Below are 24,043 nucleotides of genomic sequence, written 5' to 3' on the forward strand. Positions count from 1 at the left end.
TGAGGCTTGTTTTTCCAACCGGGCGATCGCATTATAATCAGGTACACCTTCCCTCATGTCCAATGTACTAAAAATCCCTACCACAGTAAACAGGGATATAGTTTTTAGCTAAAACTTATTTGCTAGCTGCTAACAAAATCTTTGTGGGCAGCAACAAGCATCTGAGCTTGTCTTAAAACGTTTCCGAATAAATAAAAAGGAATCTGCCAAGCTGCAACGGTAACTTCTTTGACTATATCCTGTACACTAATTGCGATTAATTCATGCTCTAGCGGCTCTCCTTCAACTGCGCCAGACCAAGTAAAAGCTAATAAAAAATCATCGTCTCCAGGTAAGGATGCAATCAAGCATTCTTCTGGTGTTGGCTGGCAAATAATGCCATATTCATTTGCAAGTTCTACTAGTCTTTGAAACTTATTTACGTTCGTCATTTCTCTTTCGGATGTAATTGAATTTCTGTTTGACAAGGAATTATATTTTGTATACCCAAAAGTAAAATTATTTACTCTCTACCATTAATTACAAATTATTAAGTATTTGTTAGAGTTAGCTGGGGCTTAAGTCCAAAATCTTACCGCGATCGCTTGGTTAGATCGGCAACAATTGTTACTATTTGAAAAAAAGCTCAATTACCTACTTTTTCGGTTGAACTTATTAATACCACCTTGTCTCGCATTAAATTAGGCGAGATGGAGTTATCTTGCAATTGGGAATTGGGGATTGGTTATTTTTCACTGCTCCTGTGATGAAATCTCAAATCTCAAATCTAAATTGCTTGACAATATGGCAATATATAAAGAAGTTGTAGCTAACCGCCTACTTGGAGGTTTAACGTGGATACCATTGCAATTCCTGCTCTAGATCGGCCAGTGGATGCCACGGTAGAAATTCCCGGTTCTAAAAGTCTTACCAATCGGGCATTGCTTGTCGCGGCTTTGGCGCAAGGTGACTCAATTTTAGAAAATGCCTTATTTAGTGAAGACAGCGAATATTTTGTCAAATGCGTAGAGCAATTAGGCATTCCCATTACTTTGAATCCTCATCAAGCACAAATCCAAGTGGCGGGAAGAGGAGGTGAGATTCCCGCTAAACAGGCAGATTTATTTGTCGGTTTGGCAGGTACAGCAGCACGGTTTATTTCGGCGCTGGTAGCACTGGGTAACGGTGAATACCGTCTAGATGGCGTTCCCAGGATGCGAGAACGACCGATGGGTGACATGTTGACGGTGCTGCAAACGGGAGGAGCAACCGTTAACTTTGAGGGAAACTCCGGGTTTATGCCCTACACCGTCTATAGTCAAGGATTCGCTGGCGGAAATTTTAGTTTGAAAGCGAACCAAACAAGTCAGCAGCTTTCGGCATTGCTGATGATTGCACCTTATGCTCAAAAAGATACGAGCATTGAAGTTGAAGGAACATTAGTTTCTCAATCTTACGTTAAGATGACCTGTCGTTTAATGGCAGATTTTGGCGTAGAGGTGAATCAAATCAGCAATAATCAATTTCAAATTAAAGCAGGTCAACGTTACCAAGCTCGAAATTATACAGTAGAACCCGATGCGTCAAATGCTTCTTACTTTTTTGCCGCCGCCGCCGTCACAGGTGGACGGGTGCGCGTCAAACATTTGACGAAACAATCCTGTCAAGGTGATATTCTCTGGCTAGATGTTTTAGAACAGATGGGTTGCCAAATTAAGGCTACGGATGATTACACCGAAGTGACTGGGCCGAAGCAATTACAAGGCATCGATATTGATATGAATGATATATCAGATTTGGTGCAAACATTAGGTGCGATCGCGCCCTTTGCCAGTTCACCAATTACTATTCGTAATGTGGAACATATTCGATATAAGGAAACCGACCGAATTCGAGCTGTGGTGACAGAGTTGCGTCGCCTAGGAGTTAAGGTTGAAGAATTCCCCGATAGACTGAAAATTGAGCCTGGCCCCATTACCCCGGCAGAGATTGAAACCTATCACGATCATCGCATGGCAATGGCTTTTGCTGTCACTGGCTTGAAGGTTCCAGGAATTGTAATTAAAGATCCTGGCTGTACAGCGAAAACCTTTCCAGATTACTTTACTCGATTCTTCAAAATGTTAGAAGAATAAGAGATTGAGTAGTATTCTGTAGCGACGACAACAAGTAGTTTGTGGTGGGGACTTTAGTCCCCACATCTGGGATTTTAATGCTGACTACAAACGAAGATTTTTATTTGAAAGCGTTTTTGGTGAATTCAATAATCTTATATTCTTAATTGCATCAAATATAGACCTAACCCCCAGCCCCTTAATAGCTAGCGTTGGGGAGTAAGATTCAAGCCTTTTTTCTTTTAGGGGGAGAGGTAAAAGTCTATTTCATCAAAACGATCAGCGCTAGATATTCCAAACTGAAATTTGATGTGATTTTACCTCTAATTAAAGTCTGCTTAAACTGACGATTTTAATATAAGGTGTATAAAATTAGTTGGAGGCTTATTTCTCTTTATTAAAAAGGGAGAAATCATTGATTTATATCACTGTTCTAATCAGTGATAAATCCTTGTTGGGGAAATAAGGAAGTTAAAGACAAACTATTTCTATACCTTTTAGTGTGCATTGCTTACAGAAGTTTATTGTGAGGAAAATCGAGATGAAAATAGTTTCAAAATTAGCGCTTGCTGCTGCTAGCCTAGCTCTAGGTTTTGCTATTGTAGATGCTAAATCTGTATCTGCCGCAATTAATAATTACGCTTTCACAGTTGATAGTTCTGCAACTAAGGGAAATGGCTTTTTTAGCTTTGACGACTCAACTTTGAGTGGCTATACTCCCGAAGCTACGATTAAGTCACTGTCTTTCCAATTTGACAGTGATTCTACCGTTTACACAGAACAAGATGATGTCAACTACCCAGACTTTCCTGTTTCATTTCAAACCACATCTTTAACAGGACAAACATCTTTTGCATTAGATTCTCTGTTCAACGATAAATCTAATTCTGCCAGTTATCTTAGTTACGAAATTATTGGTGAAGATTTTACAATTTTCTCTAGAACCTCTTCAGATATTGTACCTATATCAGGTAAAGTTTCATATAGACAAGTACCTGAATCTACACCTTTAGTTGGCGCTCTCTTTGCTTGTAGCCTGGGTTTGATGATGAAGAGAAGATTAGCATCAATTAAAAAGGTTAAAGTCTAACTTTAATTAAGTTGATATTAACGCTTTCTTTGCCAAAAATTAATCTATTACTAGTAGGCTTTTCTGTAGAAACATGGCATCTAACACATTGACCCTAAGAGAAAAATTGGGAATTAAAACCTGATTTTGGTAAGGGAATTAATTATGAAGCTTGCCTACGATTACCTTGCCTTCTTTGTGTTAGCTGTTGCTGTGCTTTAACTTACCTGTTACTCAGGAGAGGAAAATGGTAGATTACCGGAATTTTGAGCAGTTCCTGCATAGTCGAATGAAACGACGCAACTTAATTATCGGCGCAGGGGCATTGTCTGGTTTAGCGATCGCTGGTCAATTTTCTCATCAAACAGCGATCGCTACAAGCAGATTTTCCAATTATCCTTTTACCTTAGGTGTCGCATCAGGCGATCCCGATTCCACCAGCGTAGTGATTTGGACTCGTCTCGCACCTGAACCCTTAGAGGGAGGTGGAATGCCATCTGTGAATGTCCCAATTCGCTGGGAAGTAGCAACTGATTCTGATATGAGGCGTATTGTCTCTAGAGGTACGGTACTTGCGACCCCAGAATTAGCTCACTCAGTGCGAGTTGTAGTAGAAGGATTGCAATCTAATACTTTGTACTGGTATCGCTTTCTTGTTGGTCAAGATGCTAGCCCTATTGGTCGCACTCGTACAGCGCCTTTAGCAGGTGGCTACTTGAACAAATTAAACTTTGCCCTTGTTTCTTGCCAACACTATGAGCAGGGGTACTTTACTGCTTACAAATATTTAGCTCAAGATGACCTCGATTTAGTAGTGCATGTTGGCGATTACATCTATGAAGGCGGGATCTCAACCTCAACCACTAGCCCCAGAAAGCACAACAGTGCAGAAATTTTGACTTTAAAAGATTACCGCAACCGTCACGCCCTTTATAAAACTGATACCAATCTGCAAGCAGCCCATGCAGCATTTCCTTGGATTGTTACCTGGGATGACCACGAAGTAGAAAACAACTACGCCAACGATATTTCAGAAATTGATACTGAACCAGATCAAGATCCGGCAATTTTCCTCCAACGGCGGGCTGCTGCTTATCAGGCTTACTACGAACACATGCCACTGCGCCCCTTCTCGCGTCCCGTTGGCCCTGATATGCAACTTTACCGTCGGCTCTCCTTTGGTAACTTAGCCACCTTCCATGTCTTAGATACCCGCCAATATCGCACCGATCAGCCCTGTGGTGATGGCACTAAACAACGTCCTTGTGGAGAAGATCCCAATGGAACCATTACTGGTAAGCGTCAGGAGGATTGGCTATATGATGGTTTAGATCGCTCACAGGCTAAGTGGAACGTTTTGGCGCAGCAAGTTGTAGTTGCTCAGATAGACACAAAAGCAGGGGCTGGCGAAACCTACAGCATGGATAAGTGGGATGGTTATGTGGCTTCGCGCGATCGCCTCATGCGTTTCTTAGAACAGCGTAAACCATCTAATCCAGTAGTCTTATCAGGCGATATTCATTCCAACTGGGCAATAAATTTAAAGGCTGACTTTAATAACCCAGAATCTGCTATAGTCGGGAGTGAATTCGTCTGTACCTCAATAACCTCCGGTGGAGATGGGGCAGATACCAGCGCAAGTGTTCAAGCTTACTTACCTGAAAACCCACACATTAAGTTCTTCAACAGTCAACGGGGGTATGTTCGCTGTGGGCTGACTTCCACAACCTGCAAGACAGACTATTTGGTTTTGTCAAATGTGACAACCCCATCTGGCACAATTAGTAAACGAGCTTCATTTGTGGTTGAAGACGGCCGTCCAGGAATACAACAAGTCTAATGGTTTAATTCCCAGGTATTGAAACCAGACAATCACAGATAGAAACAGGTAAATCATTAGTGTTTATCTGTTTCTATCTATTAATAATCGCACTTACAGCCGCCATATTTTTCTCCCTGGCGTTGCTGAAAATTCATTGCAGTCTAGGTAAGGTGTGGGGATATCTGCAATAGATTCTAAGTCTGCATTGGATAAATCAGCGACCAACAGCTTGACAGATGGCGATAAAAATTTCTCAGATGAATGCGATCGCACTGCAAAATCGATGTACAGTATTTCTAATCAAGGTGTGATTAAGTCTAACAAGACCTTACTACATACTGACTGAACCTATAGGACTCCTGTTTGATTATTGAAATACACGTAGGGTGTGTTAGGCGTAAGCCGTAACGCACCTCCCCCAAAGCTTTTGGTGCGTTACGGCTTACGCCTAACACACCCTACATATACTGCTTTAATTTTCATTGACAATCATCTCGACAAGACTGTGGCTAATATTTTAGCCTCAAGTCCAGTGCGATCGCTTGTCCATTGCATTGAGGTGTTAGCCTCCCACAGCGATCGCACTCAACACGAAAAGGATTGACAACTGCATTGATCGCAGTCTCAAATTTATACCTTCTGAATGTTCATTAGTTAGTATCTGCGGGAACAATAAGTATAAGGTGATGCCTTCTTTTGATGTTAAACCCGTAGGCGAGTACTAACAAAATACTAATCATAATCAGGAGTATTTCATGATTCCACTGATTTTGGGTGCTGCGGCTTTGGCTACTGGAGCCTTCGGAGCAGTGAAAGGTGCTAAAGGCATTGGCAATATGAATCAGGCAAAGGAAATTGGTCAAGAGGCTCAACAAAAATACGAAAGTAGCTTACAAAACTTAAAAGCAGCCTGGGAAATTACCAATCAATCAGCAGAAGTCTATGGCCAAATGCAGCTTCGTATCAAGCAGGGTACAATTTCAAACTTTATAGCTTTTATTGAAAGAATTGGTCAGCGAGGTTCCCAAAACAATCTGGACATTGTAGCTGGATTAGAAATCTCTACTCAGCAAATTCAGGAGTACAAAACAGAAGTTATCAAAGCTGAACAGTGGGTGAAAGGTGGAGTGTCAGCAGCCGTTGCAGCCTCAGCAGCAGGTTCTGGTGCAATTACCTTAGCAAGGAGTATAGGTACAGTTCAAGTTTCCAAGTTCTTTGGATTGTGGGCTACTGAAGCTGCTATCTCACAACTTGGTGGTGCTGCGGCTTGGACTGGAGCCATAACTTGGTTAGGTGGTGGTACCAGTATGGCGGTTGGTGGTGCTGTATTGGGAGGTATTACACTCGGTCCGGCGTTGATGGTTGGGGGTTTTCAACTTGCTGGTAAGGGTGAGGAAGCTTTAACTAAAGCGCGGGAGTACGAAGCTAGGGTAAACATAGAGATTGCCAATATTGAAGCAGCTCAAGATTTTCTATTACAGGTTAAACGGCGAACAGTGGAACTGGCTAATTTATTGTGTAATTTAAACAACCGTGCTAAATCTGCACTTCAGGATCTTGAAGCCCAACCTTTTAATCGCGATCGCGATGCTAGCAAATTTCAAGAGGTCGCACTTTTAGTTAAAGCACTTGCAGAAATTATGAAAATTCCTATTTTAGATAATGAAGGAATATTAAACCCTGCTACTTTAACCATCCAAGCTAAATACAAAACCCTGGGAGGTATTTAGCAATGGTTTTACCAAGTATCGGTACAATATCTACTGCGGTTAACGCCACAAAATCGTTAGTAAGCATTGTTTCCAGTTGCAAGCAAATTGGAGAGCAAGAACGGACTAAAAGGCGTGAGATAGCAGCTTTAGAAAAAACACAATGTGTTGATATACTTTCTTCAGCCTATACTGAATATAAGATAATTGCCGAACAAGAACAGACAAAGAGACGAGAAATTGAAGCTTGGGAAAAAGAAACAATCACCAAGATTAACGCCCAGCGAGAGTTGCTGATGGCGTATCTAGATCGCTCTTTTGATGAACGTGCAGAAAACTTTCGCGCTTTGTTTGCTGTCGTTGATCATGCGATCGCAGCCGGCAATAATGACCAACTAGCCCTTACCTTAAATTCAATTACAGAAATAGCTAAATCAAGCCCTTTCAAAGACCTTGCTAACTTAGCTTCTGTTCGCGCCGCCCTAGATGATCCAAATCACGAATGGAAATTTTAATTTGATAACAGCGCGATCGCCCTGCCAAAATTTTTTAAAAAGCTTGCGTTGGCAGGCTTTTTTTATGTAGTGTAACGCTTACAAGCTACAAGCGCTCTGAGAAAATAGCGATATTATGTTGTATTGCAATACAACTTCTACAAGACGATGAGCAAAGAAAATATTATGTCTCGGATAGATACCGATCGCAAAGCCGCACTTAATGCGATGGTAGCCGGAATGAATCGCGATCGCTTTTGATATTTTTGATATTAATTTAGGTCACGGTACAACGATGATTCGTTGGTATTCCCCCGCATCGTGACATCCCCAAGCTGCGAAGCAATTTAGGGCAATAAGAATTGGATAGGTTTATTGGTGCAAAGGACATTGCTTTAAGAGCAGGGAGCAGGGGGAGAGAAAGTCGTAGTGAAGTCAATACTGTTCGGTTAAGGTAAGAGACGCGATAAATCGCCGTCTCTACAAAGGACTGATTATTGTAAAGACGGCGATTTATCGCGTCTTTAGGAGCGTATTATTTTCAGCTTTTTTTTATTCAGTGAATGTTGCATTTTTTTAAATATCTGTTACATTACTTTACAGACAGTTACAACTGCTACAAAAATTGAACTTTGGAGTTTTACTTATGACAGGTTTTAAGAATCCTACTACGCCTATTGTTTCAGAAGATCCTAATGCAGTACGTTTTGGCTTCACTCCTCAGAGTGAAAATTGGAATGGTCGGCTTGCAATGATTGGTTTTCTATCTGCGGTTTTGATTGAAGCTTTTTCTGGTCAAGGTTTACTCCATTTTTGGGGCATCCTTTAAGTTAACGTGAAATAGACGGTTAGAAACTGCGTCTATCCGAGACTTTACTTGTCTTGGCAGGTTTCAAACAAGGGGATTTTGCCCCTTGTTTCTCTGCATTTATACACCACTAAACGGGAAAGTTAATATAGATGTGATTTTGTTTAAAATGCTGTAAGAGGCGATCTGCTTTGTTTATAGTCGCCAGCTTAAATAATGCAATCTACAGATAAACGTCCTCTCAGTTGGTTATTGCAGCAGTTTCAACTCAAGCCAGGTAAACCTGCCATTTTATCAGGATTGCGTAGTCTTGTTATCTTGGGTGTCCCCATTGGAATTGGCATTATTACTAATCATGCGGCTGAAAGTGCGATCGCTACGATGGCAGCTTGGTTTGTTGGAATGGTAAATGTTGACGGAGCCTATCGCCAGAGAGCGACTGCGATGATAGCAGCTACCATTGGGGTAACTCTGATGTTCCTAATCGCCAGTTTGGTTAGTAATCATCTCTGGTTATCCATCCCGACAACTTTCTTAGTAATATTTATCGCAGGTTTAGCAAGTCTCTATGGCAATGTGGCTGCATCTGTCAGCTTGGTTACATCGATCATGTTTGTCATCTCCCTTGCTAAATTTGCTTCATTTTCTAATTGGTCTACCCTTATCCTGCACTGTGCGCTATGTCTAGCTGGTGGCACATGGACAAGTTTTTTGTTATTAGGATTGTGGGTGGTGCGTCCTGATGTGCCGGCAATGGAGATAGTTGCAAACTGTTATCTCTCCTTGAGCCAATTTGTAAACTTGGCAAGCCAGAGAGGATTAAACCCAAATGAGCGTCAGGAATGGACACAGCGATTTTTACAAGCTCAAGATACCGTTATCCAGGATTTGACATCTGCTCGTAGTGTCTGGACAACTATTTGGACTAGGCAAAGAGGAGCTACCCTGCGGGGAAATCAGTTACTTGTATTAATTGAGGATGTCAATCAAATTGTCAATTCTGTTATCGCACTGAGCGAACTGTTAGCGATCGCATCCGAACATCAACTATTTTATCGATTACAGGAAGAAATTGAGCAAGTGATAGAACAGTTGGCAATTGCTCTGCAAATGTTATCAGAAGCCATTGCTAAAGGAAAAAACTCAGTTCACTTAGGAGATTTAGATCGGACAGTTGAAGCAGTAGAGTACCAATGGGAAGTTCTCCGCGCTCAAATCTTCAATCAAACAATAAATCTTCAGATAGATGAATATCCCGATGTAGTCAACATTAGGAAGATTACAGCCAGTCTGACGAAGTTGGCACAGCAAATTCATACTGATGCTGATGTTGTAACAGATTTAATTCAGGGAAAACAGAGCAGTATTGCCCAGCGAGATATTTCTCCCCCAGCCCAGTCAGAGCCTACTACAATTATTAATACACTGCGGCAGAACTTCACCTTTGAGTCAGTCCTCTTTCGTCATGCGTTGCGCCTCGCACTGATCGTAACCTTCGCTGAATTACTTGCCTCAATATTGCCACTACCTAGAGGTTACTGGATAACGTTAACGGCACTAGTTGCACTCAAGCCGAACTTTGGAGGAACATCTGAGACGACAGTACAAAGAGTTGTTGGGACTATTTTGGGTGGAATTATTGGTATTAGTTTGATTTTACTGCTTAAGAATACATTAGCGATGTCTACGACGGGCTACGCCTACGCAGTTTGTTTTTTGTTTCTGGTGTTTGTTGCGATGTCGGTGCGATCGTTAAGCTACAGCATATTTATTATTTTGCTAACTCCTGCCATCATTTTACTACTCAACCTTATTAGAGCAGGTGGCTGGGAGGTTGGCGTATTGCGGATCGTCGATAGCTTAATTGGGGGTGTCTTAGCACTGCTTGGCAGCTATTTACTTTTTCCCAGTTGGGAACGACAACAACTTCCCGCACAACTGGAAAAGACAATTAGAGCTAATCTTGCCTACTTTCAACAGGTTATTGCTAATTATCTGCATCCACAACCGGATGAATCTATGAATATGCTACGCCATCAAGCCGCACTAGAAAACGCCAACGCTAACGCATCTGCTCAACGATTGTTTAGCGAACCGCGTCACATTCAGGGAGAAATCGAACCTGTAATGACGGTGATAACATACATTCGTGGCTTTTTCAGTTCGGTTACAACTCTGGCAGAACATAAGCGGGAATTTAGCGGCGAGTACCAATTTACTGAAATCAAGCTACTTACTGATATCATTATTCAAGTTTTGGAAAACTTAGCAGATGCTCTTGGGCAAGGACAGCCACCCCAACCGTTACCAGCGTTAGATAGCTATCTTGAAGTAATTCACAATCAAATTGAGCAGCTACATACCGCTCGATTATCAGAGATTGCAAGAAATTCCCAGACTTTAACTTCCACATTACAAGCCGTTCGAGAACAAACTCCCTTATCCACAGAACTGGATCGAATTGTTAATGAAATTAAAGTTATGCACTGTGTAATTTCTCGTCTACAAGAATAAAGGAAGAAGAAAGAACTTTCTCGGTAGGGGAGCATCCCAATTTTGCTTAACTCTTTTCCCTCACCCCCAGCCCCTCTCCCATCTTTGCGAGAGGGGGGAAATGACTCTAGTTAGTCCCCCTTCTCCCAAACATTGGAGAAGGGGTTAGGGGATGAGGGCTATCAAGGTTTTTGCACATTTGGGATACTCCCCTAGATAGGGTCAAAAACCCCTATTTTTAATCCAAAATATAAAATTCAAAAATTTTATCTTGGTAAAAAATTAAAATGTCTACGAGATAGTCGTAGGCAATATCCAGATAGAAAAGGTTGATTTAATATTTAAAGGCTAGAAAATAAATTCTAGCCTTTTGTATTTAAGGAATTTAAGCACTTAGAATGCGGAGTTAATCAAGTGCTTTTCCGTTTCTTCATCATTATTTCCCGATCGGTATCAAAATCGCTGCTGTTTAGTAGTTTTACTTTAACTCTAGTAAACAAGTTAAGTAAATCATCTTATTTGAGAGCAGCCAAAGTCCGGTGTCCAAGTATGCCGTCTGCTCTTAATCCTTTAGACTTTTGAAATTTCATCACTGCTGAACGTGTTTTGTTATCAAAGACACCATTCACATTTGCAGTATAGAATCCTTGTTGTTTTAAAGCATTCTGAGCCGTTTTAACTGCTTCTCCCCTGCTACCTACTGTGAGAGCGGTACTATGGTTTGCCATACCTCTACTATGGTTTACCATACCATTAGACTTGTGCATAGCATTAGGCTTTTTCATCATATTGCCTTGCTGAGGATTTTGTGCCACTTGGGTCGCAGCAATCCGATTGTGGCTTTTATGACTGGTTAAAGAGTAAGCAGGTACAGCAGTAGCTAAAGTCAGAACAGGGATCAAAGCAAGTAGTTTCCAATTCATCTTTTTGTTCCTTATAAACTATGATTTTGCAATTTTGATTTGAAGATTTATGCTATCGAGGTTTGTACCTGATAACGATTCTCTTCGAGCGATTCTGGTGTGTGGATTTGCTATGGGGCTAGTCTATTTTTTAACCCAGAGCTTTACTATCACACGGCATATTGACAGAGGCATTACAAAACTGTGACAAAACCATGAATAATTTATACTTCTATAGAAGGTAAGCTTTTTCATGGTCTTATAATTTCAACTGTAGCTTACGGTGTTCTAATAGTCATCTGGGTTAACTTCTGACTTTTAACCCCTGCCCAAAGGGTAAGTGGTTGTCCGACCTGTTTATACAGCAAGCTTTCTAAAATCACACCATTATTGTTGGCGGTGAGAGTTTTATTCGGCTGACGCAGGGATTCATAAAAGCCGTTGTACCAACCATCTTTAGAGTTAAGGTTAGCTTGGACAAAATTAAATAACTGGCTTGTGTAAGTAGTGTTGTAAAGTACATGCCAACCGATCGCAGCTTTGGCACTGAGAAATCGCAAATTGTTGTGTTTTTGTTGGGTATCTGTGATTGTTGCCCAAGGTTCCCCGTTCACAAACAAGCTGCTGTAAACAAAGTATGGCGGACGATCTAAGTTGTCTTCGGTAACTGCGGTTAATTGTTGTGTGGCTTCATAACGCCCTTCTTGAGCAGCTAAAATCCGATCGGCATAAGCTTTTGGCAAAGCTTGAAATCCAGTTTCGATGCCATCTAAAATGTAGGGTTCGCTGAGAACATAGTTATTAGCTCCAGAGTTTTTAAAGTCGCGGCGATCGTAAGGAATTCCCTGTCCGTAAAGATCGACAAAGGCAGCATTGGACTGATAATCCAATGCTTGTGTAACATTCAAGCCCCAAAGCTTTAAACCATAAGCAGCATAATTCTCATAGCCCAAGCGCCCTTCTTGGTTATATTGTTCTTTACCTTTAATAACGGCAGTACCGTACATTTGCCCATTTTTGGTAAGACGCTTGACTTGCCAATTTTTCCAAACTGCTTCTGTTTCTAGTCGCATTTCTGGATACTTTGCCCCAACAATCTTCAACCAGATTGCCATCCTTCCTAAATCGATGGCCGACCAACCAATTTCTTGGCGTTTTTCTAGTTGACCATAATTAACGGGTACAAGAGTTTTGGCATTGTAAACCTTGTTGGGTAGTTCACCTTTGTATAAAGGCATTGATGCCAGTGTTTTCAACATTTTGCTCATTTTGGCTTCAAATTCAGCCGCAGGCACGATCTTGAGTTCTCTGGCACTGACCAAAGCTGCGATCGCTGCTGTCTGATCCCACATACTGACAGAGGCAAAGCCATCAACGGAATTGACTAAGCCAGTTTCATCATTCCAGTTGCGCTGGAAGTATGACCAAGCAATACGTGCAGTTTTCGTTTCTTCTGAAGTCAGTTTTCCAACTCCCGGAGCAATGTATGGAATTATCGCTACTGTGAGTTGGTTTTTGGGAATGGATTGACCTGGTAAAACTACAGATTTAGCATCAAGGCTAGCAACTATTTCAGCCGCTTTATCAGCAGAGACAGGGCTTTCGGTTTTTTTTGGTTGTACCAACTGGCGTGAAACGGTTTCAGATGTTGACATTTCAGGTTTTTTCATCGAAGCCTTGGAAAGTTGCTTAGACCAAACATTCAAAATTGCGATCGCTATTACAGCCGTAACTACTCCTCCTACAGTAGCTAGCATGGACAAACTCTTAGGTGGTGGTTGAAAATCTGAACTCATACTGATTAAAGCCTTATTTTATAAGTCAGCGTTGTTTGCGTAGTTTCACTAAATACATTCTTCCCAACTTTGAAATCTAACTAACACCCGAAAGCCCACCTGACTACTACAATAAAATAGTCACGCACCCGATCTCTGGAGTTCTAGCAGTGGGCTTATTTGATGATTTGAGTCGGTTTTTAGAAAACCGTTTAGAAGAATTCTTGCGTAATAATCCACATTTGGAGTTAGAGGCGCTGCTAGAACAGCTGCGTGAGCAAGAAGAAGACACATTAAAGCTGATCGCAGATTTACAATTACAAGAGAAGCGATCGCAAGAAGAAATTCTCTCCACCGCTCAAGAAATTCAGCGTTGGCATATCCGTATTCAAAAAGCCAAAAACGCTAATAGAGAAGATTTAGCAAGTGCGGCTCTTGAGCGAGAAGCAGCCCTATTGCGCGAAGGAAATCAGCGTTGGGGACACATGCAAGGGCTGAAAGAACGCATTAACCAATCTCAAGAACTACTGCACAAAATTCAGCAACGCCGACAGGAGGTGCAAGCTAAAGCAGCCGAAGCACAGACAGCCCGCGATCAGGCGCAAACTCAGCAGCGTTTTGAAACCAGTGGTTGGTCAAATAAAACTAGTAGTTCTTCTAGTGGGTTTGATGATTTAGAAGAGAAGTTCCGTAGCTGGGAAACCCAAGATGAATTAGAACAAATGAAACGGAATCTAGGGAAATAATATAGTTGCAGGCTTCACTACTCAAACACACCAAAAATGAGCGGCTCGATCCGATCGAGAACAAATTTTAGCTGTTGGCATAGCCCCCAACCCCTTCTCCCAAAATTGGGAGAAGAGGAGTCAATTTCAAAGTCCTTCTCTCAAGTTTGGGAGAGAGATTTAGGCTGAGGGTAAGAATTCATGCAAGAAGTCTAGGATACCAGTCGGTGCAGCTACTAGTTCTAAATAGAATCGCACGCTGTAAAACTAAACCAATAATTGATATTTCTCTTGAGCCAGATTGTAAAGTGGTCGCCAAATCAAACGATTGGTCAACACTACTAACAAAGACATTACTACAGTCGAAGCTAACAGCAGAGAAAAATTACCTGTCGCCGTAGCATGAGAAATCGTCGCCCCCAATCCGGGAGTAGTAATTACTCGCCCTTGAAATGTAACGTACTCGCTGACAATGCTGGCATTCCAAGCGCCACCAACGGCAGTAATAATTCCTGTAATTAGGTAGGGAAAGATTGCGGGTAAAATTAGGGTTCGCCAACGCTGCAAAGTTGAGAGTTTATACACCGAAGCTGCTTCGATTAGGTCTGAGGGAATTGACTGCGCCCCAGCAATGACATTGAACAGGATATACCACATTGTTCCTAGCATCATCAGAGCGATCGCACCAATCTGCAAACCCCCAGCAATGCGGGTTAACCCCAGCAACAACACCGGAAATAAGGCTGTTGCAGGCACAGAAGCGGCAATTTGTACCAATGGTTGCAATACTTGAGCCAACCGCCGATTGCGCCCAATTGCTACGCCTACGGGTACTGTCCACAACAGTGATAAAATCAAAGCAATTATTACCCGCAACGCTGTCAACGTAGCACCCTTCATTACCTGTTGCCAATCAGCCCAGCCCAAAGTCCGTAAAAGTAGCACGGCTTCCCAAGTACCCCACAAAACAATTAAGGTGAAGCCGCTCACAAATACCCAATTTAGAAAACTCGGTAAATTTAGGTTACCTTTGGCATTTACAGGCACAGAACGCACAGTAAACGAACGAATTAAACTGTCATCTATGACTGTTTGTAGTGGTTGAAAAACGCGATCGCCAATTGCGTGTATAGTTGGCGATCGCCTGATAACATCCAATACCCACGATTGGGGTGCATTTTCAGTTTCAATCATCTCAAACTTAAATCTTTCTGCCCAAGCAATTAGGGGTCGCCACACAAAAAAATCAGTTACCACAATGATCCCAATCAGCACCGCCAAGCCCCAAAATATAGCTTTAAAGTCTCCTTTGTTGGCTGCTGTACCTAAAAAAGAGCCTAATCCTGGTAAACGAAAATCTTGATTACCCAAGGTAAATGACTCAATAGCAATTAAAAAAAACCAACCTCCAGCTACCGACATTACACTATTCCACACCAAACCAATTACACCAGATGGTAACTCTAACGTCCAAAAGCGTTGCCAAGGATTAAGCCGATAAACCCGCGCTGCTTCTAGCAATTCTTGCGGTATACTTTGGAGAGATTGGTAAAAACTAAAAGTCATATTCCAAGTCATCCCAGTAAAAATTAGCAAAATAGCTGCTAGTTCTACACCAATTCTCTGACCTGGAAAAAGAGAAATCAAAGCTAGTACCACACCTGGCAAAAAAGACAATACTGGAATCGATTGCAGAATATCCAACATCGGAATTAAAATCCGTTCTGCCATTCGAGAACGATAAGCAGTAGAGGCATACAATAGGGTGAAAATTAGGGATAAAAAGTAAGCCAGTCCCATGCGGATCAAGGTTTGGGCTGAATATCCTGGCAAAGCATTGATGTTTGTAGAAATTGTGAGTTCAGGTTGAAAAGTACCGCTAAATTTAGAAGCAGTTCTAATAATTGCCACAATGAAAGATAAAATTACTAAAATCAGCAATCCATCTTGCCAAGTCCAATTGTTACGTCCTAGAGTTTTATTATCAGGAGTAAGGGATCGAGTCATAAGGTTGGGGAATGGGGAATGGGGAATGACTAACGACTAACGACTAACGACTAACGACTACTTTTTCTAAAAAGATTTGTCCAGATGGCTCATCGTAGCCGTATATCTCGGCGTAACGACCCCAATCAACAACGGTTTGTAATTGTTGCTCGGCTTCTTGGCGGCTAAAGTGAGTTTCTAGAATATCTAAAACTAATTCTTCGGGAATGCGTTGATTATTTTTCGCTTCTAATAGACGATAAATTTGTTGTACTAAGCGAATATGAGTTAGAAGTTGCGATCGCACAATTTGTTTACGTTCATCAATACTACCGTTAATAAATTCTTGCGCTATTGGTTTGAGACTAATATCGCCTTCTGCAAGTTCTACAAAATCCATTAGTTTTGCAGCTTCTACAATGGGTAAAATATCATCTACTTCTAGCTGCAATTCTTGGGCTAGCCGATATAAGTCTTTTTCTTGACGATCTTCTAATAGTTCTAATAGACCGGCTATGGAACCAATTCGCACGGCTGGCAAGGATTGATACTTTGGTTGTGGTGTTGCTACTTGTACAGAAGTAGTCGCTGGTGGCCGAATTGTCTCTAGATCGGGGTTGGTGATAATTGTATAAACTCGATCTACTAGGGCTTGAAAACTTGGGTGTTTGCGATCGCGGTAATGGGGTAAAGTCACAGGTAAGTCAGCGCGAATTCTCCCAGGATTGCGTCCTAGAACAATAATTCGATCTGCCATAATCACCGCTTCTTCAATACCGTGAGTAACAATTAAAACGGCTTTAGTGGGTATGCGATGTTCCAACCACAAATCTAATAATTCAAACCGCAAGTTTTCTGCCGTCAGCACATCCAAGGCTGAAAACGGCTCATCCATACATAACAGTTCTGGTTCTACAGCCAAAGCCCTAGCAAATCCTACACGCTGACGCATTCCCCCTGAAAGCTCTTTAGGATAAGCATTTTCAAACCCATCCAAACCAATAATATCAATCATCTTTAGTGCCTTTTGCCGTCGAGGTTCTGGCGATTCTCCTTTGGCTTTTAAACCCAGTTCTACATTTTCTAGTACAGTTAACCAAGGATAAAGAGCAAAACTTTGAAAAACAATCGCTACCCCAGGATTTAAACCAACTAGGGGACGATCGTGATATAAAATCTCACCTTGACTAGGGGCAATTAACCCAGCAACTATCCGCATTAAAGTAGATTTTCCTGAACCCGAAGGCCCCAGCAACGCAACTATTTCCCCTGGATGCAACTCAAGATTGATATTTTCCAAAATCACTATTTGCTGTCCATTCGGTTGCTGATAAGATTTTGTGACACTTTTCAGGACAATTAGCTGTTCGGTTGGTTTGTTAACTACCATAATTTTTCTCATAACGAAATCTTTAAATAGAATCTCATGTTGAGGTTATTTTTTAGTCAAACTCGACTAAATTAATCTCATCAATAGTTACAATGGCTGCGGCAGGCTGTGGCAATGCGCTTAAAGGATGTTTGAAAAAGTATAATCTGAAACATAGTAGTCATCAAAGACCTAACCTTCTGACCCTTTCACGACGCGATAATGGCGAATTCAAAGCCTCTCAAGCTTTCGGGGAGAGAAATGGAAGCGGGGTTTGATAGTATATTTAACGACTTTCCTGAGAGCAAAGATTTAAGACAATTACCAATGACTTTATACCATTTCTTTGTGAGGCTGCGCCAAACCCTTTTACTTTTAACTTCTTTCTTTGTGTTCTTCTCTACGAGACGCTACACGAATGCCTCCTACTCTGCGGGTACTCCGTTGGAGAACTCGTAGAGTAGTCGCTTTGCGTCTATGCAGTTCGTTTTTCTTTCTTGTACTTACGGTTTAGCGCATCTTTATACAGAATTGGTATTAGCGACATGAGAAAGGAGTTCGCCAACATAATTAAAAATTATGAATATTATCAATATCTCTTGTTATTTTCAACATCTTATTTCCACCAGGTTGTAGTTCATAATCAACCTTTTCAATATCTATTTTGTAACCTCTTGAAGTGTAGTATTTAACTATTTCATCTAAATGTTGTGAATGTTTCCACATTAAAGTTATCAGGGGAAATATTCTGATTTCTTTAGCTATACGTAGCATTTCATCTACCGAATTCAGGTGAAAATCGTAATCGAGATGATCTGAATATAAAAACAATAAATGTGAACAAAGAGCTATGTCAAACTCTTGATTTTTAAATGCCAATTTTGGCAGTTCACCGATAGTGTATCTATTGCTTTTTTTGACAGCTTCGTAATCAGATAGAAATTCTTGAATAACTTTGACGCGATTGTGTCGTAAATCGTCTGGAGATTTATGATAGCTCCATACCCAATCATTCGATGTAGCCCTAACTTGGTCAATGATGTTATCTACCACTTCATTAAATCTTTGCAATATTTCATCACCGGAAAATTGGTATAGGGGATCGACAGAAACTACACTTTTACCTTGATGGGTCATTTCTGCATTAAAGCTTGCCGGCCCGTCCCCAATCCCAATAATTTTTTTATTTAAATCTGCGTCTGTTAATTTGAATATTTTTATATATTCATCCATTGACCTTCCAAAAGGAACTACTTTATCTAGAACCATTGCCATAGAATTTACCTTGTAAATAGACTAACTAAATAGGATATTCTTTGATAGCACCGTTCGCGGAGCGTCTTCTAGAGAAGCTTACCCTTGGCGTAGCCTCTCGTAACGAAGGTATCTATCGCTACTTTCGATACACTAGCACCGGAACCCGTTTGTAAGCAGGTGTACCGGAGCGTGTTTCCGTTCTGGCTTTAAAAATGACATTTACTTCTGGATAAAACATCAACGCCGCACCTTCCCGCACAGCACCGTAAATCACTTCCACGTTATCTAGTTTGTCGGCATCGCCCTGGACTGTGACGCGATCGTGTTCTGCTAACCCAATCTTTTCTGCATCTATGCGGTTCATCAAAATGCAGTGGCGATGCGGCATTCCTCGGTACTGATCGCCAATTTTGTAAACCACCGTGTTGTGTTGGGAATAGCTGCGTCCCGTCATTAATGCCAGTACGAGACTGTTTGCAGGTTCATCAATGCCAAAATCTTTAGGTTCAGGTAGAGTCAGATTCGGCAGTGGCGTAGTAAACATTTTTGCCTTGCCTGACGGCGTTTTAAAGTGGGGTTCGGTAACAATGCGCCCGGAGATGGTGAACTCTTCCTTGGTGTCGTCAATCGTCGCAATTTTTTCATAGCCGGGGATGGTTTTGGCAATCAGTTGCCGCACGTAGCGAGTATCTTGCAGTTTGCGCCATTCGATGGGATAGTTACCCAGCAACCGATGTGCCAGTTCAGTTAAAAACTCGACTTCGGAAATTATATCTGCATCTTTCAGGTGAGTTTCACCTTCATCATTGAGGCGCACAAAGTTGTTACCCGATTCAACGGTGGTTTTGTGGGGGTTTTCAAATCGGTTGAGGACGGGAATGATGATTGTGTTTGTTTTTGCTAATCCGTTAAAGTGGCCAATGTTGGGTTTAGTAGCGAGATAAATGATGGTATCGATGTTACCCAATGCCCGTTTTGCCTGTGCTGAGTCGGGATTAGCACCATAGAGATTGCCGCCGACACACATTAAACTATCCACTTTGCCCGCTTCTGCCGCTTCGATCAGGTCACGAGTGTGATAACCATTGGGTAAGTTCAGCGATCGCCCCAACAACTTTTCCAACGCCTGCTTGATCTCTTCTTTGAGCTTCACGGTTACACCCATTGAGCCAAAGCCCTGCACGTTGGAATGTCCCCGCACGGGCATGACTCCGGCTCCCATTTTGGCAATTTGACCGCAGATCAACGCTGTATTCGCAATGCTATAGACGTTATCGACACCATTTGTCTGTTGGGTTATTCCCATTGCCCAACCAAAGACCACACCTTTTGATCTACCGATGATGGTTGCTGCTGTTTCAATTTCTGGTTTGGACACGCCGCAGGTAGTAGTGATGGTTTCCCAAGGGAGCGATCGCGCCTCTTTCAATACGGCTTCCCACCCTTCTGTATGTGCTTGCAAAAAGTCGGGCTGTACAAATCCCTGTTCAATTAACGCTTTCTGGATGCCAACGAACAGTGCCACATCACTACCGGGAATTGGCTGAAGATATAATGAAGCAATGTCAGAACCGGGAATCAGAGATTTGATCGGGAATGCAGGAGAGCCAAACTTAACTAATCCAATTTCCATCACGGGATTGATGACAATCACTTTGCCACCCTTGTCTCGCAGTTTAATCAACTCATTCATCAAACGCGGATGGTTGGAAGCGCAATTTGCGCCTGCTAACACCACACAATCCGCCTGCTTCAAGCTTTCCAGACTGACGATTGACGTGTTTGTGCCAAACATCTCTTTAAGTGCAACTGTGGAAGGGGCATGGCAGAGATCCGAACAATCTGCCAGATTATTGGAACCAAGGGTTCGTAGTTGTAGTTGCAATAAAAATGCCGCTTCGTTGGAGCCGCGCCCGGAACTGTAGGATGCAACTCGCTCTGGTGGTTTCTGAAAAGCAGCCGTGGCGATCGCATAAATTTCATCCCAGGAAATGCGCTGATAATGGTCACTACCTGCCCGACGAATCACCGGGAAGCTGAGTCTTCCCAAGCGATCGGCTTCCATAGAGGATAGTTGTTGTAGCTCAGTAATTGTGTGCGAATCAAAGAAGTGAACAGGAACGGGTGGTTGGATTTCGGCTGAAATTGCTTCCACACTTTTCATGCAGCGTTGCAGTTTCTCACCAGTTTCATTTGTGAATCCACCTTTTTGTCCACCAGTGCCCCAAGAGCAGGACAAGCAAGCACTGTGATGGAGCAGGGTTTTCCAGAGCTTTGTACCTTCTGGCGAAAGCGTGTGCTTCGCCCAATATTCAATTACAGGCAATCCACCGCCAATTTCTGGGGTTTGATCGTTGGTTTCGTGGAAGGGTGGTTGGGATTGGGAGTTGTTATCCATGTAGCTACGGCGACAAATTGCTTCATCTTGTACAACGTAGCGTAGTTTCAAATTCTTGTCAGCTTTTAAGTAAGTGGGTCAAATTAAATATAAAACCTCACCCTGCCTCCGGCTTCCCTCTCCAATACTTTGGAGAGGGATTGAGGGTGAGGTTTGATCTTAATATTTAATTACGCCTACCTATTACGAATTATTAATTTTGCCTCGCCAAACAATTTCCTTAACTTTAATTTCTTTCGGGATCAATTTAATTTTATAAAAAGTATCTGCAACCTCTTGTTGCTTACTAATCACTTCGTCTGTGAGCGGAAGTACATCATAATCACGTCGCTTTTCTGCTATTTCCAATACAGGAGCGTCTATACCCAAAGCAGGGGAAAGAAATTTAGCAACTTCACTAGGATTATTCTTTGCCCAGTCACTAACTTTCTTTACCTGATTTAAAACTATTTTCAAGGCATCTGCCTGGGTATCAACAAAAGATTTTGCAGCCAGATAATAACCCCGATTAGAGGCTAATCCCGTCGCGTCTGTTAAAGTCCGTGCGCCTGTTGCTGCTTCTGCTGCGGCTAAGTAAGGATCCCAAATTGCCCAAGCATCAACGTTTTTTCTTTCAAAAACAGCACGAGCATCGGCGGGAGTGAGAGTTACTCGTTGGAAGTCACTATACTTTACCCCTGCCTTTTCCAAGGCTTTCACCAATAGGTAGTTAGCATTAGAACCTTTGGCAAAAGCAATTTTTTTACCCTTGAGTTCAGCCACACTTTTAATAGGTGAATCCTTCGGCACTAGAATGGCTTCAGCCTTCGGACTCCAAGGATCGTAGGCAACATAAACCAAAGGAACACCCCCAGCTTGCGCAAATATCGGTGGTGATTCTCCGGTATAGCCAAAGTCGATGCTGCCTGCATTCAATGCCTCTAGGAGTGGGGGGCCTGCCGGAAATTCTGACCAAGTTACGGAAGATCCTGAAGCTGCAAAGGCTTTCTCCAATTCCCCTCTCGCTTTTAGCGCATAGAGAACAGTTGATGCTTTCTGGTAGCCTATGCGAACTGTAGTGCCGCTAGTTGTCTGAGTTTTTCCAGAGTTGTTACTTGCGCTTGGAGAACAAGCAGAGACAGCCAAAGTTAAGCCAAGTCCTACTGCAAATAATAGAGAAAAGGCAGGGATTCTTTGCTGTTTAAACTTTTGGAAACAGGTAAAAACCATACCCAAAAATCGACTTGAAGAGAACTTAGTTAACATGCTAACTCTGCTTTCAGGGGTAAATAAATATCTGATTTCAGCAAACTTACGGCAATCAACGACAAGTTTATTGATTTACCGTATAATTATAGAATGATAAAAATATCACATAATTAAAGCTGAAATGCAAGTTTATTCCCTGAAAAAACTGAAAGTCATAGCAACGTCAAATCTAAACTCAATCGGATCGGAAGGGACGCAATGACAGATAATATTCTTCAACCTCACTAATTCAGTACGAGCTAAATGCTTTGGGAGGATCAGATATATCTTTTCTTGTAGAGATATCAATTCAAGATGGCATCAGAAAGCCTTATCCTGCTATTTTCTCTGACAGACTCTTCAAGCTAAGTACTGATGCAAAATTTATGTATATATATTTGTTATAGCTATACAGATGACTGATGTCGGGCTAAAAGAGTAGAAATGAAATGTATTTTGATTAACAGCGAACAACGTTATCAAGAGCTAGGTGAACAGAGAGCTGAAGACCTTTTTCAAGTTGAAGATAGGTTATTTATCGATCAATCTTAGTTAAGTATGATTGCCGAGTAAGCAAAATAAAGTACACTAGCTGCCTAATAGACAGTTTGCAATGCAAATTCTTAAAGTACTAACCAGAGTCTATCTTAGTCCGGTAGACTTGGATGAGGCGATCGCTTTCTATGAAAATCTGTTTACAGAAAAATGTTGGTTGTGGTTTCAATATTCCGAAGCTGAGTTGGAACTTGCAGGTGTGGGTTCTATTCTTTTAATCGCTGGTTCAGCAGAAGCACTCTCTTCATTTAAGGGTACACACGCAACATTTCTCGTTGACTCACTCAATGATTTTAGAGAAGCACTGACTCAGCAAGGTGCAGTAATTTTGGCTGAACCAAATAAAGTTCCCACTGGAGCCAATATGCGAGCAATGCATCCTGATGGAACCATTATTGAGTATGTTGAATTTTGATGATTAATTATTCTACCGTAAAAAGGATCTGCTGCGATCGCTTCATCTAACCCAGTAAGTGTCAGTTTTTCGCCTGTAAGCGGCTCTTCCAAAGTTCAGTATAATATTTCGGTAAGTGGCACGATGTTGGATCGTTAAATTCAGTGTCCTTGTTACAATCTCACTATTTTAAGCGTGGGTTTTCTCAATTCTCAATTCCCTCTGAATGCTTGATTCTTGCAAAAGTCTATGATAGTATCCGTGCAATCCTAAAATACGGCAACTCGATTAATTTATCGTATTTTAAAATCTGACCGACATTATTCGCCATTTGTAAAGCTGCTTAATTAAATTTCTCAACTAAAACTTTCATTGCAATTTCTAGCTAATTGCCAGTAGCGCAAAGCCTACATATTCAGCATTTAAGAAATGAAAACATTAAATAATTACTACAGCATTATGGTACAAATATCGAGCAAATCTCACTTCAAGTTATTCAATTACTTTCTACTAATTTAACTCAAACTAGGATAAAAATTTATGACACTCAAAGCAGTTCATCATATTCAAGTAACTTATCCTCTTCAGGTAGAGCATGCAATGTTGTCTTTCTACAGCAAAGTTTTGGGATTGACTGAAATTCCCAGACCTGAAATAATCAAAAACGATTCAGGAGCCTGGTACAGGTTGGGAGACATTGAACTGCATATTAGTACAGAGAAAAACGCCAATAACCAAGCATCTAGACGACATTATTGTTTCCAAGTTGATAACTTGAACGCCTTTGAAGAACACCTAAAAGGACATGGGGTAGAAATTATTCCCGATCTAAGATCAATTCCAGGATGCGTGAGGTTTTTCCTCCGCGATCCCGGTGGGAATCGAATAGAGATCGCAGAGTTCGTCAAGAGTACTTTTGTACAGCTACAAACAGAGGAGTTGCTATTAGACATTTCCAGAAATTAAA

20 protein-coding genes are annotated in these 24,043 nt (G+C 41.6%); 12 read left to right on the plus strand and 8 right to left on the minus strand.

Features of this window, described 5'->3' with window-relative positions; genetic code table 11:
* Positions 1 to 122 precede the first annotated feature (122 nt).
* Positions 123 to 431 (minus strand): hypothetical protein, encoded by a 309-nt coding sequence (locus V7K38_RS08335; RefSeq protein WP_334856944.1) that lies wholly within the window; start codon positions 429 to 431, stop codon positions 123 to 125.
* A gap of 402 nt (positions 432 to 833) precedes the next feature.
* Here V7K38_RS08335 and aroA point away from each other — a divergent pair, with 402 nt between their 5' ends.
* From aroA to V7K38_RS08380, 9 genes are all read left to right on the plus strand, one after another.
* Complete coding sequence (gene aroA, locus V7K38_RS08340) at positions 834 to 2,114, plus strand: 3-phosphoshikimate 1-carboxyvinyltransferase (protein ID WP_334856945.1); 1,281 nt, start codon at positions 834 to 836, stop codon at positions 2,112 to 2,114.
* 520 nt (positions 2,115 to 2,634) lie between these two features.
* The gene (locus V7K38_RS08345; RefSeq protein WP_334856946.1) at positions 2,635 to 3,183 is read left to right on the plus strand and encodes a PEP-CTERM sorting domain-containing protein; all 549 of its coding nucleotides are present in this window, start codon (positions 2,635 to 2,637) and stop codon (positions 3,181 to 3,183) included.
* A 226-nt stretch (positions 3,184 to 3,409) separates the two neighbouring features.
* Positions 3,410 to 5,002, plus strand: a complete 1,593-nt coding sequence (locus tag V7K38_RS08350) for an alkaline phosphatase D family protein (RefSeq protein WP_334856947.1) — start codon at positions 3,410 to 3,412, stop codon at positions 5,000 to 5,002.
* Positions 5,003 to 5,156: 154 nt separating this feature from the next.
* Entirely contained in the window at positions 5,157 to 5,330 is a 174-nt protein-coding gene (locus tag V7K38_RS08355; protein ID WP_334856949.1) for a hypothetical protein, read from the plus strand.
* Positions 5,331 to 5,372: 42 nt separating this feature from the next.
* A complete protein-coding gene (locus tag V7K38_RS08360) occupies positions 5,373 to 5,588 on the plus strand; it encodes a hypothetical protein (protein ID WP_334856951.1) in 216 nt (71 codons plus the stop codon).
* 151 nt (positions 5,589 to 5,739) lie between these two features.
* Positions 5,740 to 6,714, plus strand: coding sequence for a hypothetical protein (locus V7K38_RS08365; protein ID WP_334856953.1), 975 nt, complete (start codon positions 5,740 to 5,742; stop codon positions 6,712 to 6,714).
* Between the two features lie 2 nt (positions 6,715 to 6,716).
* Positions 6,717 to 7,208 (plus strand): hypothetical protein, encoded by a 492-nt coding sequence (locus tag V7K38_RS08370; protein ID WP_334856955.1) that lies wholly within the window; start codon positions 6,717 to 6,719, stop codon positions 7,206 to 7,208.
* 625 nt (positions 7,209 to 7,833) lie between these two features.
* The gene (locus tag V7K38_RS08375) at positions 7,834 to 8,016 is read left to right on the plus strand and encodes a high light inducible protein (RefSeq protein WP_334856957.1); all 183 of its coding nucleotides are present in this window, start codon (positions 7,834 to 7,836) and stop codon (positions 8,014 to 8,016) included.
* Positions 8,017 to 8,211: 195 nt separating this feature from the next.
* Positions 8,212 to 10,509 carry an FUSC family protein gene (locus V7K38_RS08380; protein ID WP_334856959.1) on the plus strand — a complete coding sequence of 766 codons (2,298 nt, stop codon included), beginning with the start codon at positions 8,212 to 8,214 and terminating at the stop codon, positions 10,507 to 10,509.
* 494 nt (positions 10,510 to 11,003) lie between these two features.
* On the opposite strand, the gene V7K38_RS08385 is transcribed toward V7K38_RS08380, so the two are convergent.
* Together V7K38_RS08385 and V7K38_RS08390 are read right to left on the minus strand one after the other, a co-directional pair.
* On the minus strand, positions 11,004 to 11,411 hold the full coding sequence (locus V7K38_RS08385) for a peptidoglycan-binding domain-containing protein (protein WP_334856961.1): 408 nt from the start codon (positions 11,409 to 11,411) through the stop codon (positions 11,004 to 11,006).
* A 257-nt stretch (positions 11,412 to 11,668) separates the two neighbouring features.
* A complete protein-coding gene (locus tag V7K38_RS08390; RefSeq protein ID WP_334856963.1) occupies positions 11,669 to 13,186 on the minus strand; it encodes a DUF3131 domain-containing protein in 1,518 nt (505 codons plus the stop codon).
* A gap of 149 nt (positions 13,187 to 13,335) precedes the next feature.
* Here V7K38_RS08390 and V7K38_RS08395 point away from each other — a divergent pair, with 149 nt between their 5' ends.
* Positions 13,336 to 13,911 carry a TIGR04376 family protein gene (locus V7K38_RS08395; protein WP_334856965.1) on the plus strand — a complete coding sequence of 192 codons (576 nt, stop codon included), beginning with the start codon at positions 13,336 to 13,338 and terminating at the stop codon, positions 13,909 to 13,911.
* 246 nt (positions 13,912 to 14,157) lie between these two features.
* Here the strand turns inward: V7K38_RS08395 and V7K38_RS08400 are convergent, their stop codons facing one another.
* From V7K38_RS08400 to V7K38_RS08420, 5 genes are all read right to left on the minus strand, one after another.
* Entirely contained in the window at positions 14,158 to 15,897 is a 1,740-nt protein-coding gene (locus V7K38_RS08400) for an ABC transporter permease (RefSeq protein WP_334856967.1), read from the minus strand.
* Positions 15,898 to 15,940: 43 nt separating this feature from the next.
* Positions 15,941 to 17,266, minus strand: coding sequence for an ABC transporter ATP-binding protein (locus V7K38_RS08405; RefSeq protein ID WP_334856968.1), 1,326 nt, complete (start codon positions 17,264 to 17,266; stop codon positions 15,941 to 15,943).
* A gap of 549 nt (positions 17,267 to 17,815) precedes the next feature.
* A complete protein-coding gene (locus V7K38_RS08410) occupies positions 17,816 to 18,520 on the minus strand; it encodes an SAM-dependent methyltransferase (protein ID WP_334856970.1) in 705 nt (234 codons plus the stop codon).
* Positions 18,521 to 18,638: 118 nt separating this feature from the next.
* Positions 18,639 to 20,900: an FdhF/YdeP family oxidoreductase gene (locus V7K38_RS08415; protein ID WP_334857081.1), complete on the minus strand. Its 2,262-nt coding sequence runs from the start codon at positions 20,898 to 20,900 to the stop codon at positions 18,639 to 18,641.
* A 183-nt stretch (positions 20,901 to 21,083) separates the two neighbouring features.
* Complete coding sequence (locus V7K38_RS08420) at positions 21,084 to 22,145, minus strand: sulfonate ABC transporter substrate-binding protein (RefSeq protein WP_334856971.1); 1,062 nt, start codon at positions 22,143 to 22,145, stop codon at positions 21,084 to 21,086.
* Between the two features lie 595 nt (positions 22,146 to 22,740).
* Here V7K38_RS08420 and V7K38_RS08425 point away from each other — a divergent pair.
* The gene (locus tag V7K38_RS08425; protein ID WP_334856973.1) at positions 22,741 to 23,097 is read left to right on the plus strand and encodes a VOC family protein; all 357 of its coding nucleotides are present in this window, start codon (positions 22,741 to 22,743) and stop codon (positions 23,095 to 23,097) included.
* 519 nt (positions 23,098 to 23,616) lie between these two features.
* Positions 23,617 to 24,042: a VOC family protein gene (locus V7K38_RS08430; protein WP_334856975.1), complete on the plus strand. Its 426-nt coding sequence runs from the start codon at positions 23,617 to 23,619 to the stop codon at positions 24,040 to 24,042.
* Position 24,043: the final 1 nt, after the last annotated feature.

Origin of the sequence: Nostoc sp., assembly GCF_036917465.1 — a bacterium.
GTDB lineage: Bacteria > Cyanobacteriota > Cyanobacteriia > Cyanobacteriales > Nostocaceae > Nostoc.